The 13,794-nt window shown below is 73.4% G+C and carries 10 protein-coding genes; all 10 read right to left on the reverse strand.

What is annotated here, in order from left to right:
• Positions 1-17: 17 nt before the first annotated feature.
• The 10 genes from EV684_RS09455 to EV684_RS09500 all read right to left on the reverse strand — a co-directional run bounded on the left by EV684_RS09455 (position 18) and on the right by EV684_RS09500 (position 13,793).
• The gene (locus tag EV684_RS09455; protein ID WP_200222330.1) at positions 18-2,444 is read right to left on the reverse strand and encodes a TonB-dependent siderophore receptor; all 2,427 of its coding nucleotides are present in this window, start codon (positions 2,442-2,444) and stop codon (positions 18-20) included.
• Between the two features lie 82 nt (positions 2,445-2,526).
• Complete coding sequence (locus EV684_RS09460; RefSeq protein WP_132646537.1) at positions 2,527-3,495, reverse strand: FecR domain-containing protein; 969 nt, start codon at positions 3,493-3,495, stop codon at positions 2,527-2,529.
• Complete coding sequence (locus EV684_RS09465) at positions 3,488-4,006, reverse strand: sigma-70 family RNA polymerase sigma factor (protein ID WP_132646539.1); 519 nt, start codon at positions 4,004-4,006, stop codon at positions 3,488-3,490. Before EV684_RS09465 ends, EV684_RS09460 begins: the two co-directional genes overlap by 8 nt.
• An 81-nt stretch (positions 4,007-4,087) precedes the next feature.
• Entirely contained in the window at positions 4,088-6,511 is a 2,424-nt protein-coding gene (locus EV684_RS09470; protein ID WP_132646541.1) for a TonB-dependent siderophore receptor, read from the reverse strand.
• 59 nt (positions 6,512-6,570) lie between these two features.
• A complete protein-coding gene (locus EV684_RS09475) occupies positions 6,571-7,554 on the reverse strand; it encodes a FecR domain-containing protein (protein ID WP_132646543.1) in 984 nt (327 codons plus the stop codon).
• Positions 7,554-8,057, reverse strand: coding sequence for a sigma-70 family RNA polymerase sigma factor (locus tag EV684_RS09480; RefSeq protein ID WP_132646544.1), 504 nt, complete (start codon positions 8,055-8,057; stop codon positions 7,554-7,556). Before EV684_RS09480 ends, EV684_RS09475 begins: the two co-directional genes overlap by 1 nt.
• A 50-nt stretch (positions 8,058-8,107) precedes the next feature.
• The gene (locus EV684_RS09485) at positions 8,108-10,540 is read right to left on the reverse strand and encodes a TonB-dependent siderophore receptor (protein ID WP_132646546.1); all 2,433 of its coding nucleotides are present in this window, start codon (positions 10,538-10,540) and stop codon (positions 8,108-8,110) included.
• Positions 10,541-10,627: 87 nt separating this feature from the next.
• Positions 10,628-11,569, reverse strand: a complete 942-nt coding sequence (locus EV684_RS09490; protein WP_132646548.1) for a FecR domain-containing protein — start codon at positions 11,567-11,569, stop codon at positions 10,628-10,630.
• Entirely contained in the window at positions 11,569-12,072 is a 504-nt protein-coding gene (locus EV684_RS09495) for a sigma-70 family RNA polymerase sigma factor (RefSeq protein WP_132646550.1), read from the reverse strand. The genes EV684_RS09490 and EV684_RS09495 overlap by 1 nt, the downstream gene beginning before the upstream one ends.
• Positions 12,073-12,149: 77 nt before the next feature.
• Entirely contained in the window at positions 12,150-13,793 is a 1,644-nt protein-coding gene (locus tag EV684_RS09500) for a PepSY-associated TM helix domain-containing protein (protein WP_132646552.1), read from the reverse strand.
• Between the last annotated feature and the right edge of the window lies 1 nt (position 13,794).

Below are 13,794 nucleotides of genomic sequence, written 5' to 3' on the forward strand. Positions count from 1 at the left end.
CCCCGCCGGCCGGTGCGTCAGAAGCGGTAGTCCAGGTTCAGCGCGACGGCGCGCGCCTCGCCCCAGCTGTAGGTGCTGTAGACACTGAAGATCGTGTAGTACTTCTTGTCGAACAGGTTGGTGACGTTCAGCCGCCCGGTGAGCCGCGGGCTGAAGCGGTAGCTGACCATCGCGTCGGCCACCCAGTAGCCGTCGACCTCGTGGCGCACCGAGCCCAGCGTCGGGTGGCTCACGTCGCCCCAGGTCTTGTCCTGCCAGCGGGCGCCGCCGCCCAGCGTCAGGCCGGGCACGGCAGCCGGCTTCCAGCTGCTGAACAGGCTGAACTGGTTCTCCGGCGTCAGCGTCGAGACCTTCTCGCCGTCCTGACGCGAGACCTTGTGGCTGTAGCCCGCGTGCAGCTGCCAGTTCGGCGCCACCTGGCCCGAAAGCTCCAGCTCGTAGCCCTTGGTGCTGACGCCGTCGATCGCGCGGTAGGCCGTGCCGCCGCTGGGCGTCAGGCCGCCGGTCTCCTGGGCGTAGTTGTCCTGCTTCAGGTGGAAGACCGCGGCGCTGGCGTTGAGCCGGCCGCCGAAGAACTCGGCCTTGACGCCGGCCTCGAGGTTGCGGCCTTCCTGCGGGTCCAGCGTCTTGCCGGCTTCGGTCTGCGCCGACTGCGGCATGAAGATCGTCGTGCCGCTGGCGTAGACCGAGAAGCGCTTGTCCAGGTCGTAGACCAGGCCCAGGTAGGGTGTGAAGACACCGGACTCGTCGATGTCCGGGGCGTCGTAGTTCAGCACGCGCGCGCCGCTGATCAGCTTCAGGTCGTCGCGCAGGTTCCAGCGCACGGCGCCGTAGAGGCCGTTCTCGCGCGTGGTCTCGCGGTTGCGGCCCTTCCAGCTGGCGTTGTCCCAGTCGGGTTCTGGCAGGCTGCCGTCCCAGGCGTCGTAGTCCGGCACCTCGTTGCTGCCGGCCCAGTAGCCGCGGTTGGTCCAGCGCCGTTTGGTGACGCTACCACCCAGCACCAGCTCGTGGCGCCGGCCGAGCAGCTGGAACGGCCCGCTGGCGTAGACGTCGACGGCGTCGGCCACCGTCTTGCCGACGTACTTGCCTTCCCAGGTCGTGATGCCGCTGCCGTCCACCGGGTCGGGGAAGCCCGAGCCCGCGGAGCCCAACTCCGCGTCGTAACCGTTGATCTGGTGATTGAACTGCGCCTTGAGCACCCAGTCGTTGTCGAAGAAGTGCTCGACGGTGGCGAAGACGGTGCGCGTGTACTGGTCCCAGTGGCTCCAGTCGGCGCCGTTGTTGAAGGAACGCGGCCGCTCGTTGAAGCTGCCGTCGGCCGCGAAGATCGGGATGCCGCCCCAGGTCGAACGTTTCGGATCGTTGTTCTGGTAGTCGGCACCGACGGTCAGCAAGGTCGAAGGCGTGATGTCGGCCTCGACGACGCCGTAGAGCACCGCGGTCTTGCGCTCGTGGCCGTCGAGCTGCGACTCCTTGTGCTGGTAGGCGGCGACGCCACGCGCGCGCACCCGGCCGGCCTCGTCGACCGCGCCGCCGACGTCGACCTGGCCGCGCAGGTCGCTCCACGAGCCGACGCCGACGCTGGCCTGGCCCTGGAACTCGCGTGTCGGCTTCTTGCGGATCAGGTTGATCGTCGCGCCGGGCTCGCCGCTGCCGGTCAGCAGGCCGGTGGCGCCCTTCAAGACTTCGACGCGGTCGTAGATCGCCATGTCGCTGAGCGTGTTGCCCGCCGAGTAACCCGAGTCGCGGCGCATCGGGATGCCGTCGTACTGGAAGTTCTGGATCGCGAAGCCGCGTGCGTAGTACTCGGTGCGTTCGGTGTCGTAGGTGACGATGCTGACGCCCGGCGTGTGCGCCATGACCTCGTCGATCGTCGTCAGGCCGAAGTCCTCCATCTCCTGGCGGGTGACGACGCTGACGGTCTGCGGCGTCTCGCGCGGCTTGAGCACCAGCCGCGTCGCGGTGGCGATCGCGCCCGGCGTGTAGTTCCCCGAGCCTTCGGTGATCTCGCCGAGCTGGTTGGCCGTCGCGGTGAGCGCCGGCAGCGCCGCCGCCGAGGCCTGCACCACGGCCGGCGCCTGCGGCGGCGCGGCGCGCAGCACCCAGCCGCCGCCGTCCTGGCCCACCGCCTGCAGCCCGCTGCCGGCGAGGATGGCCGTCAGGCCGTCGGCGACGCCGTAGCGGCCGGCCAGGCCGGGGCTCTTCTTGCCGGCGGTGAGCGCGGCGTCGATCGTGATCATGAAACCGGCGCGCGCGGCGAAGCGGTTGAGCACCTGGTCCAGCGTGCCGGCCGGGATGTCGACCTGCAGGCCGGCGGCGGGCGCGGCGGCCTGGGCCTGGGCGGCGGGCAGCTGGGCGAAGGCCAGGCCGGCGAGCACGGCAGCCTGGGCAAGCGGGTGGCGAACGAAACGACGGCGCGGGGCGCGCGGCAGGCCGGAAGGCATCGGGATTCCTTTTCGTCGGGAGTCAGGGCGGCCCACCGGACGGCAGGCCTCATCTGCATTCCCGGACGAGCCGAAAAAAGTGCTACGCCCGGCCACGGGCGGGCTCCACGGTCAGCCACCAGCGCGTGGCGCGCGTCACGCGCACCGGCAGCGCGCGCACCAGCGATCGCAGCACGGCGTCGGTGTCGGCGAGCGGAAACACGCCGGAGACCCGCAGCTCGGCCACGGCCGGGTCGCAGCGCAGCACGCCGCGGCGGTAGCGCCCGAGCTCGGCGACGAAGTCCGCCAGCCGCAGACGCTCGGCCACGAGCAGGCCGCGTGTCCAGGCCGAGGCGGTTTCGTCCAGCACCTCGGGCGCGCCGACGGCCGAGGCGTCGAACGAGAGCTGCCCGCCGGCGTCCAGGCGCCGCGGCGCGCCGCCGTCGCGCGGGCGCAGCTCGACGGCGCCTTCGAAGACCTGCACGCGTGTCGCCGCGTCCAGGCAACGCAGCGCGAAACGTGTGCCCAGCGCCTGCACGCGGCCGGCCGGCGTCTCGACGACGAAGGGGCGGCGGGCGGCGTCGGCCGCGGTGCTGATGAGCACCTCGCCGGCGAGCAGGCGCACCCGGCGTTCGGTGGCGTCGTAGCGCAGGTCGATCGCGGTCGCGGTGTTCAGCATGAGGCGGCCGCCGTCGGGCAGCACCAGCTCGCGGCGCTCGCCGGTCGCGGTGCGTTCGTCGGCACGGGCAAGCTGCCAGGCGGGTGTCTCGCGCAGCAGCGCGGCCGAGCCCCCGGCACCGGCCAGCAGCAGCAAGGCGCGCAGCGTGCGACGCCGGCCATTGCCGGCGCTGGTCGCGCGCAGCACCGCGCCGGCAACCCCGCCAGGCAGCGCCTGCAGGCGGCCGCCGGCGCGCTGCAGGCGTTCCCAGGCAAGGCGGTGGGCCTCGTCGGCCGCCAGCCAGGCCTCGAAGTCGCGGCGCTCGGCCTCGCCGGCTTCACCCGACCAGAAGCACACCTGCCACTGCAGCGCGGCGCGCTGCACCGGGTCCAGCCGCGCGCCGGCCTCAGCCATCGCTGTCCAGCGCCAGGAAACAGGCTTCACCGGCTTTCAGCATGTACTTGCGCACCGTCGCCACCGCAATGCCCTGGCGCGCGGCGATCTCGGCATAGGTCAGGCCGTCGAACTGCGACAGCAGGAAGACCTCGCGCACCGCCGCCGGCAGCGCGGCCAGCGCCGCGTCCAGCAGCAGCAGCGACTCGATCGCCGCGGCGCGCTGCTCGGGCGACGGCGCCAGCACCTCGGGCATCGCGGCCAGCGCGTCGAGGTAGGCGCGCTCGACGAGCTGGCGCCGGTGGCGGTCGATCACCAGGCCCTTGGCGATCTGCATCAGGTGCGGCCGCGCCTGGCCCGGCGGCGGCGTGCGGCCGCTGACCAGCACGCGCAGATAGGTGTCGTGCGCCAGGTCGGCCGCATGGTGGGCGCAGCCCAGCCGGCGGCGCAGCCAGGCCTGCAGCCAGCCGTGATGCTCGCCGTAGAGCACTCGGACTTGCTGTTGCAGGGCGGGTTCGGCGGCAGCGTGCACGACGGGAGAGCGAACGGCAGGGCTCGTTAATAGGAATTGTTCTCATTCTATGACAAGCCCCCTGCCCTGCCGACGCAGACCTCAGAAGCGGTAGGCCGCGTTCAACGATGTCTTGCGCCGGCTGCCGTAGTAGCAGTAGCCGCTGCTGCAGTTGGTGATGACGTCCTTGTCGGCGAGGTTGGAGACGTTGAGCGCCAGGCTCCAGGCGCGCCAGTCCCAGCCCAGCAGCGCGTCGTACAGCGTGTAGCCGGGCACGTCGCGCGCGGCGGTCTCGCCGATGCCGCGGTGCGAGCCGACGAGGCGTGCGCCCAGGCCGAGCTTGAGCCCCGAGGCGAAACGCTGGTCGGCCCAGAGCGACAGCCGGTGGCGCGACACCGCGGTGGCCTGCTTGCCGACTTCGGCCGGGTTGGCGCTGCGCGTGACGTCGGCCTTGGGCGTGAAGGCATAGGACGCGGTGAGGTTCATGCCGGCACGCGGTTCGGCCACCGCTTCCAGCTCCAGCCCGCGCACCGTGACCTCGCCGTCGGCCGAAGGCACGTAGTCCAGGTCGTAGCTGACGTAGTTGCGGCGGCGAAGCTCGAAGACCGCGGCGCTGTAGCTGGCGGCGTGGCCGGCGGGCTCGAAGCGCACGCCGGCCTCGAGCTGGCGCCCGGTCTCGGGGTCGAAGGGTTTGCCGGTCGCGGGGTCGACGACGGTCGAGGGCGCGAACGAGCTGGAGTAGCTGGCGTACGGCGCCCAGCCGCCGGCGGCGCGGTAGACGACGCCGGCGCGCGCGCCGGTGTGGTGGTCGCGCTGGCGCGTCGAGCTGCCGGCCAGGTGGTCGTCGGTGTCGACGCCGGCGCGGTCGTGGCGCGCGCCCAGCGTCAGCACCCAGGCGCCGTGGCGGATCTGGTCCTGCAGGTACAGGCCGGTCTGGCGCAGCACGGTGCGGGTGTCGACCGACGGGTCGTCCAGCACGACGTCGACGCCGTAGACCGGCGCGTAGAGATCCAGCGGCGCTACCGTGGCGCCGAAGACGCTGACCTGATCGGCACGGCTGCGCTGCAGGTCCAGCCCGGCGAGCAGCGTGTGGCGCCAGTCGCCGAACACGAACTCGCCCTGGATGCGGCTGTCGACCACCAGCGAGTGGATCTTCTCGCGGCTGGTGGTGGCCGTGCGGCCGAGCACGCGCCAGGACGCCGGGTCCAGCGGGTCGGCGGGGTCGGGGTCCAGGTAGCCGGTCTGGTAGGCGTTGCGCATGTCGGCGTCCAGGCGCGCCCAGCGCAGGCTCTGCGAGAGCGTCCAGCGATCGTCGAGCCGGTGCTCGATCTCGTAGCCGAGCATCGCCTGGTCCTGGTCGAAGCGGTTGAACTCGGGGTCCTCGGCGAAGACCGTCGCCGGCAGGTGCGTGCCGGCCGGCGTGGGCACCAGCGTGCCCAGCTCCGGGAACACACGCGCATAGACGCCGGCACGCGTGCGCAGGAACTGCGACAGCAGCGTCAGCCGGGTGTCGGCGCCGAACTGGAGCGTCAGCGACGGCGCGAGGTACTGGCGGTCGTCGGCCATGCCGCCGGCGGGCAGTTCAGCGTCGCGCAGCAGGCCGACGAGGCGCCATTGCGCCGCGTCGCCTTCGCCGAACGCCCCCGAGAGGTCGGCCGCGAGATCGCGCCGGGCGTCGCTGCCCAGCGTCAGCCGCAGCTCCTGCGGCAGGTCGGCGGCGGGGCGTTTGCTGACCATGTTGATCATGCCGCCGGGCCCGTTCTGGCCCCACAGCACCGAGGCCGGGCCGCGCTGGATCTCGATGCGCTCGACGCCGTAGTTCTCGGTCTGCCAGACGGCCCACCAGGCGTTGTTGCGCAGCTGCAGGCCGTCCAGGTAGTAGCCGGGCGTCAGGGTCTCGAAGCCGCGCACCGCGATCCAGTCGTAGCGCGAGTCGTTGCCGTAGATCGTGGCGTCGACGCCCGGCGTGTAGGCCAGCACCTCGCCCAGGCGCGTCGCGCCCAGCGCCTCGATGCGCTCGGCGCCGACCACCGAGACCGACTGCGGCGTGTCCAGCAGCGCGGTGTCGGTCTTGGTGGCGGTGGCGCTGCGGCGCGCGACGTAGCCGCGCACCGGGCCGGTGGCGGTCTCGGCGGCGGCGCGTGCGGTGATCGCCGGCAGCGCCTCGGCGGCGGCGCCGTCGGCGCCGCGCCGCACCAGCGCCCAGCCGCCCTGCGGCTGTTCGCGCGCCTGAAGCCCGGTGCCGCGCAGCAGCAGCTCCAGCGCCGCGCCGACCTCGTGGCGGCCGCGCAGCCCCGGGCTCTGCCGCCCGGCGACCAGTTCGCTGGGGAAGGACAGCAGGATGCCGGCCTCGCGGCCGAAGCGGTTGAGCGCCGTCTCCAGCGGCCCGGCGGGGATGTCGTAGTCGGCACTGGCGGCCTGCGCCGCGGGCAGCAGCGTGGGCGCCAGCGGCAGCGCACAGGCCAGCGCGGCGGCCAGGGCCAGACTGGCCAGCGGCCGGCGGGGACGGTCGGTGATCGAAGACATGCGGTTCCTCTCGGACGTCAGGGGTTCGTCCTGCTTGTCACGCGAGAAACGAAAACGGCTCAGGTTTTGGCGTGCAGCGTCAGCCACCAGCGTGTGCGCCAGACGGCGGTGATCGGCAGCACCGCCGGCAGCGTGGCCAGCACGCGGTCGACGTCGGTCAGCGGGTAGCTGCCCGAAACCCGCAGCGCCGCGACCTCGGGCGCGCAGTCCAGCCGGCCGCGGCGGTGGCGGCCGAGCTCGGCGAGGAACTCGTCCAGCCGCAGGCCGCTGGCGACCAGCATGCCGTCGACCCAGGCCGCGGCGTCGGCATCGGCCGCCTGGCGCGGGCCGACGCCGGCGGTGTCGAAACGCGCCTGCTCGCCGGCGGCGAGCACCCGCGCGGCGCCGGTGGCCGGGCGCAGCTCGACCGCGCCTTCGTGGACCGCGAGCTCGAACTCGTCGCCGCGATCACGGACACGAAAACGCGTGCCCAGCGGGCGCAGCTCGCCGGCGCCGGTCTGCACGACGAAAGGCCGGCGCGCCGGGTCGGGCGCGGTCTCGACGAGGATCTCGCCGCGGCGCAGCACGAGGCGGCGCTCGGTGGCGCCGTAACGCAGGTCGACGGCGCTGCCGCTGTTCAGCGCCAGCCGCGTGCCGTCGGCCAGCACCAGGCGGCGGCGTTCGCCGACGCCGGTGCCCAGGTCGGCCAGACGGGCCTGCACGGCCGGGTCGCCGTGCAGCTCCCAGGCGGCGCCGCCGGCCAGCACCGCCAGCAGCGCCGCGCCCAGGGCGCGCCGGCGCGACGGTGCAGCTTCGGCAAGCGCCACCTGCACCAGCGCAGAAGCCCCGGGCACGCCGGCCAGCCCCTGGTGCACGCGGCCGTTCAGGCGTGCGCCGACGGCTTCCAGCCGCGCCCAGGCGCGGCGGTGGACCTCGTCGCGCGCCAGCCAGCGCTGCCAGCGCCGGCGCAGCGCCTCGTCGGCGTCCTCGGACTGCAGGTCGACCCACCAGGCGACGGCGCGGCGCGCCACGGCCGGCGGAATCGGCACCTCGGCGGCGTCCATCAGCGCAAGGCGAAGAAGCAGCGTGCGCCGGCACGCTGCAGATGGCGTTTGACGGTGGCCAGCGACAGCCCCAGCTCGGCGGCGATCTCGGCCAGCGGCAGGCCGTCGAGCTGGGCCATCAGAAAGGCGCGGCGCACGACGGCGGGCAGGCCGTCGAGCAGGCGGTCGATCTCCAGCAGGGTCTCCAGCAGCATCGCGCGCTCCTCGGGCGAGGGCGCGACGATCTCGGGGTGCGCCGCCAGCGCCTCCAGGTAGGCGCGTTCGAGCTGCTCGCGCCGCCAGTGGTTGCCCAGCACCCGCTGCGCCACCGTCGTCAGGAAGGCGCGCGGCTCCTGCAGCACCAGCGGCTCCTCGCGCGCGAGCAGGCGCACGAAGGTGTCGTGCGCCAGGTCGGCGGCGCGTTCGCCGCAGCCCAGGCGGCGGCGCAGCCAGCCGTGCAGCCAGCCATGGTGCTCGGCGTACAGCGTCTGGACCTGCGGATGGAGCGCGGAATCGGTCGCCATGGCCACAACAAATGAGAATCACTCTCATTGTAAAGCCCTGGCGGACGGCCTCAGTAGCGCAGGTTCAGCCCGACGTTGACGCTGCGCGGCGCGCCCCAGGTGTAGTGCAGCGCGCCCCAGTCGGTGACGCCGGCGAAGTACTTCTTGTCGAAGACGTTGGCGATGTTGGCGCTGACGCTGAGGCGGCGGTCGATCTCCCAGCGCGCCATCAGGTCCCAGACCCAGTAGGCGTCCTGGCGCAGCCGGGTGGCCTCGGTGCCGGCCGAGATCGTGCTCTGCCAGCGCGTCGCCGCACCCAGCGTCAGGCCGTCGAAGCTGCCGCCGCTCCAGCGGTGGCTACCGGCCAGCTTGAACTGGTGGCGTGGGCTGCTGCCGGCGCTCTCCAGGCTGCTGTCGTTGAGCACGTAGCTGCCCTGCGCCTGCCAGCCCGGCGCCGGCGCGCCGGCAAGCTCGAACTCGTAGCCGTGGCGGCGTGCGCCGGAGACCGCGCGGTAGATGCTGTCGCCGCCCGGCGTCAGCCCCACTTCCTCGGCTTCGTTGTCGGTCTTCATCCAGAAGAAGGCCGCGCTGGCGATCAGGCGCTTGGCGAAGAACTCGCCTTTGGCACCGATCTCGTAGGACAGGCCTTCCTTCGGCGGCAGCGTGCGCTCGGCGGCGTCCTTGGCGCTCTGGGCCTCGAAGATGCTGGCGTAGCTGGCGTACAGCGACACCTGGCGCGAGACGTCGACGACGACGCCGGCATACGGCGTCGTGACGCCGTGTTCGGTCATGCGGTACTGGTACCAGCTGATGTCGGTGAGGTCCTTCTGGCCGTAGTCGGTGACGCGCACGCCGGTGATCAGCTTCACCGGGTCGGCAAGGTTCCAGCGTGCGGCGCCGTAGGCGTAGCGGCGGTGGCGGCTGAAGAGGTCGTCGGACGCGGCGAAGCCGCTCCAGTCGGGCTGGGCGATGGCGCCGCCGCCCGCGGCGTAATCGATCGTGCCGGCCGGGTCGTTGACGTTGATGCGCGCCAGCGTCGTGCGGCTGTTCGACGCGCCGGCGCCCAGCAGCAGCTCGTGGCGGCGGCCCAGCAGCTCCAGCGGCCCCTGGACGTCGAGCGCGATGCTCTTGTTGCGCGCCTCGACGTCGCGGTAACGCGCCAGCCCGACCGCCCCCGACGCGTTGCGCAGATAGCCGAAACGCACATCGGGCGTGTCGACGCTCTCGTGCGCCACCTGCAACCTGGCATTCCAGCCGCCGTCGAAGCGGTGTTCGAGCCGCGCGAACAGGTTCAGCGTCTCCTGCTCGTAGCCGGCCCAGGACGCCCCGAGGTTGAACGAACGCGGCTGCAGGCCGACGAACGTGCCGTCGTCGGTGTAGGCCTGGATCGGCGTCGTGCCGCCGGCGCCGCGCAGTTCACGCTGGCGCCAGCTGAGGCCTGCGGTCAGCAGCGTCGACGGCGCGAGGTCGAACTCGGCCGTGCCGTAGACCAGCGAGCTGCGGGTCTTCTGGCGGTCGCGGAACGAACCGGCGTCTTCGTGCGAGGCGACCAGCCGCGCGCGCAGCCGGCCCTCGCGGTCCAGCGGGCCGGAGACGTCGGCCTCGGCGCGGTAGCGATCCCAGCTGCCGGCCAGCACGCCGGCCGAAGCCTGGAACTCGGCCGTCGGCCGCTTGCGCACGAGGTTGACCGTGGCACCCGGATAGCCGTCGCCGTTGACCAGGCCCGAGGAGCCCTTCAGCACCTCGACACGGTCGATCTCGGCCATGTCGTCGTTGGTGTAGAGGATGTGGGTGTTCCAGCCCCAGCCGTCGCGCGCCTGGCGCAGGCCGTCGGTCTGCAGGTTGACGTCGGCACCACGCACCGTGAAGGTCGTCATGTCGTTCTGGCGGCTGACGGTGACGCCGGGCGTCTGGTCCAGCACCGCGCTCAGCGTGTCCAGGCGGAAGTCGTCCATCAGCTGGCGCGTGACGACGGTGACCGACTGCGGCGTCTCGCGCGGCGTCAGCGCCAGGCCGGTGGCCGCGGCGCTGCGGCCCGGCGTCGCATAACCGCCGCCTTCGCTGCGGTCGTCGCTGATCGCCGCGGCACGCGCCTTCAGCGCCGGCAGCGCGGGCTGGTCCGGCGACATCGGCGGCACGGCGCGCAGGCCGTAGGCGCGGGCGCCCTGCGGCTGCAGCTCCAGCCCGCTGCCGCGCAGCAGGCGCTCGAAAGCCTCGTCCAGCGTGTGGCGGCCCTGCAGCCCGGCGCTGTGCCGGCCCGCGACCAGCGCCGGGTCGAAGGCCAGCTGCACGCCGAAGGCCGCGGCGCACTGCGCCAGCGTGTCGCCCAGCGGGCCGGGCGCGATGCTCAGCGCCTGCGCGCCGGCCTCGGCGGCATGCGCGGCCGGCGGCACGGCGACCAGCACCGCGCCGCAGAGCACGGCGATCGCCGCCTGGATGGCCACGCCGGCGGCGCCGGCCTTCAGGGCAAAGGCGCGCTGGCGGCGCCCGGAGGTCTGCTTCATGTTCTTCCTGTGCTGGGGATGCGGCGGCCGCTCGGCACGCCTTCATCCGCTACACCGGACGAGCGCCGGAAAGTGATCACCTGCGCTTCAGCGCGGCGCCAGGGTCACCCAGAACCGCGTGCGCCGCTCGACGCGCAAAGGCAGCGTGCGCGCCAGCAGCGCCAGCGCGGCGTCGGTGTCGTCCAGCGACAGCGCGCCCGAGACACGCAGCGCGGCCACCGCCGGGTCGCAGCGCAGCAGGCCGCGGCGGTGGCGCGCCAGTTCGGCCGCCACCTCGTCGAGCCGGCGGCCACGCGCCAGCAGCATGCCGCGCTGCCACAGCGTGTCGTTCTCGTCGGCAGCGCCGACACCGAGAACGCCGCCGGCGTCGAACTCGGCCTGCTCGCCGGCGTCCAGCCGCCGCGGCGTGCCGGCCGCCGGCTGCAGCTCGACCGCGTGTTCGTAGACCGCGACGCGGCAGCGATCGCCGTCCAGCCGCACCGAGAAGCGGGTGCCCAGCGCGCGCACGCGGCCGGCCGGCGTCTCGACGACGAAGGGCCGCGGCGAGGCCTCCTTCCCGGTCGTCACCAGGATCTCGCCGGCCCACAGGCGCAATCGGCGCTCGCCGGCGCCGAACAGCACGTCGACCGCGCTGGCGGTGTTCAGCACCAGCCGTGTGCCGTCGGGCAGCACGGTGTCGCGGCGTTCGCCGGTGGCGGTGGCCAGATCGGCGCGCCATTCGTGCCACGGCGCTTGTTGCCAGGCCAGCCAGGCGGCCGGCGCGCCGACGGCCAGGCCGCCGAGCGCGGCCAGCGTGCGCCGCCGGCCGCCACGGCCCAGCGCATGCAGCGCCTGGCGGCCGGCGCCCTCGGGCACACGGCCGAAGACCTCGAACACCGCCTCGGCGCGCGCCCAGGCCGCGGCGTGCTCGGCGCTGCGCGCGCGCCAGCGCTCGAAGGCCTCGCGCTCTTCGGCCCCGCCCTCGCGCAGCGTCAGCGCCCAGTCGGCGGCTTCGGACAGCAGCGCGGCGGACGGCTCGGCGCTCGCCATCAGACGCAGGCCATGCAGGCGACCAGCGCCTTGTGCACGTGGCGGCGCACGGTGATGACCGGCATCGCCAGGCGTTCGCCGATCTGCGCCAGCGTCAGGCCGTCGAGCTGAGCGAGCAGGAAACACTCGCGCGTGCGCGGCGCCAGGCCGGAGAGCAGCGTGTCGATCTGCACCAGCGTCTGCAGCAGCGCCAGCCGCGTCTCGGGCGACGGCGCCTGGGCCTCGGGCATCGCCGCCAGCGCCTCCAGGTAGGCGCGTTCGACCTCGCGCCGGCGCCAGTGGTCGACGACCAGCCCCTTGGCGACGTGCGTCAGCAGCGCCCGCGGTTCGTCGCCGAAGTGCTCGCGCCGCCCGGCGAGCAGGCGCACGAAGGTGTCGTGCGCCAGGTCGGCGGCCTGCTGCGAGTCGTCCAGCCGGCGCCGCAGCCAGGCCTGAAGCCAGCCGTGGTGCTCGAGGTAGAGCGTGCGGACCTGGTGCTGGAGGCTGACGTCAGGAGCGGACACGGGAGGGGCGCCGAGGATTCAAGGCTAATGAGAATGACTCTCATTATATCGAGCGACCCACCCGCCACCGTGCCGCGTCAGGCGGCCGCCGCCGGCCCCGAAGCCGCCTCGGCTGCTGCCCGGCCCGACCACACGCTGTCTTCGGCCCCCACCCGCACACGGCGCGCGGTGGCGCGCGCCAACACCACGAAGACCAGCGCGCCGGCCGCCGCCGTCAGGTCGACGCCGAGCGCAGCGCCGCTGCCGTGGGCCCAGAGCCCGAGCGCGGGCAGCGCCCAGGCCGCCAGCGTCGTCGCCGGGATCGCCGCGGTCGCCGCCGCGGCAGCCCACAGCAGATGCACCGAGGCGCGCGCCGCGCCCAGCACGAAGGCCCAGCCGATGGCGCCGAAGAAGACGGCGTAGTAGACGAGCTGGTGCGCCAGCGTCAGGTCCTCGACGCGGCCGTACAGCCATTTGCCGGCCACCAGCGTCGCCGAGATGCCGACGACGCAGCCCAGTGCCACGCCGACCGTCAGCGCCGCCATCGCACGCACGTCGCGGCGCTGCGCCGGCAGCGGCACGTCGCCGCGGCGCGCCTTGCGCCGCGACTCGACCCACAGCAGGTTGCCGCTGTAGAACAGCCAGGCCCCGGCCAGACCGAGCACGAAGTACATCCACTGCAGCGGCGTGCCGCCGAAGGTGGCGAAGTGCAGCGCGAACACGGTGCTGATGACCGTGAAGGCTGCCGTCTGTCGCTTCGGCAGGTAGTCGGTGGACAGCACCCGGCCCGTGTACGGGTCCAGGACGGCGAACCCGCCGGGAACCCGCGGCGACAGCGTCGCGGCGTCGCGCCCCCAGATGCGCACCGTCGGCCGCGGCCCGTCCAGGCGGGCGTACTGCAGCATCGTCGGCTCGAAGCCGGGCGCGAGCGCACGCGCCTTCTCGACCAGCAGCGCCGGCGCCAGCATCGCCGCCGGGTCGCGCACCGCCGATGCATCGCCGCTGCGCGGCGGCGCGAACGTGGCGCCCAGACGGCCGTCGTGCAGCAGCCGGTCCTGCAAGGCGTAGATGCCGTCGTGGAAGGCGAAGCCCACCGCCGTCAGCGCCATCAGCAGATGGAACGGCAGGCTGACGATGCCGACGACGTTGTGCGCGTCCAGCCACATGCGCTTGAGGTTGCGGCCCAGGCGCAGCGCGAAGAAGTCCTTGACCAGCGTCGGCAGCAGCACGACGACGCCCGAGACCAGCGCCAGCACGTAGGCGACGCAGACCGCGCCCATCAGCCAGCGGTGTTCGTCGCTGTCCACCGGCAGGCCGACGACGCGGTGCAGCACGTCGATGAACTCGGCGACGCGCGAGCCGTCGGCCTCGGCGCTGCGCAGCGAGCCGTCGGCGTCGAGCACCGCGGCCATGCGCCGGCCGGCCAGTTCGTCATGGTCGTCGGCGCCGGGTTCGTGCTCTTCCCAGCTCAGCCGGCCGGCGCGGTGTTCGGCCGCCACCAGGTGCAGGCTGAAACCCTCGGCCGCCTGCGGGTGGGCCGCCAGCGTGCGCGCGATGAGTTCGGGGGCCGCGGCCAGCGGCGTGGCCTCGACGCCGGCGGCCGGCGGCGCGCTCCAGCGCTGCAGCGGCTCCTTGAACACCGTCAGCGCGCCGGCATAGAAGGCGATGAACAGCGCCAGCCCGGCGACGATGCCGGTCCAGGTGTGAACGCTCTTGTAGACACGGATGAAGTCGGTACGCATC

Origin of the sequence: Rubrivivax gelatinosus (genome assembly GCF_004340905.1) — a bacterium.
GTDB lineage: Bacteria > Pseudomonadota > Gammaproteobacteria > Burkholderiales > Burkholderiaceae_C > Rubrivivax > Rubrivivax gelatinosus.

What these genes read in the sequence shown, in the direction of transcription:
- EV684_RS09485 (WP_132646546.1), bottom strand. Translation starts at nt 10,540, where the DNA reads ATGAAGCAGACCTCCGGGCGCCGCCAGCGCGCCTTTGCCCTGAAGGCC.
- EV684_RS09500 (WP_132646552.1), bottom strand. Translation starts at nt 13,793, where the DNA reads ATGCGTACCGACTTCATCCGTGTCTACAAGAGCGTTCACACCTGGACC.
- EV684_RS09475 (WP_132646543.1), bottom strand. Translation starts at nt 7,554, where the DNA reads ATGGACGCCGCCGAGGTGCCGATTCCGCCGGCCGTGGCGCGCCGCGCC.
- EV684_RS09460 (WP_132646537.1), bottom strand. Translation starts at nt 3,495, where the DNA reads ATGGCTGAGGCCGGCGCGCGGCTGGACCCGGTGCAGCGCGCCGCGCTG.
- EV684_RS09455 (WP_200222330.1), bottom strand. Translation starts at nt 2,444, where the DNA reads ATGCCTTCCGGCCTGCCGCGCGCCCCGCGCCGTCGTTTCGTTCGCCAC.
- EV684_RS09490 (WP_132646548.1), bottom strand. Translation starts at nt 11,569, where the DNA reads ATGGCGAGCGCCGAGCCGTCCGCCGCGCTGCTGTCCGAAGCCGCCGAC.
- EV684_RS09470 (WP_132646541.1), bottom strand. Translation starts at nt 6,511, where the DNA reads ATGTCTTCGATCACCGACCGTCCCCGCCGGCCGCTGGCCAGTCTGGCC.
- EV684_RS09480 (WP_132646544.1), bottom strand. Translation starts at nt 8,057, where the DNA reads ATGGCGACCGATTCCGCGCTCCATCCGCAGGTCCAGACGCTGTACGCC.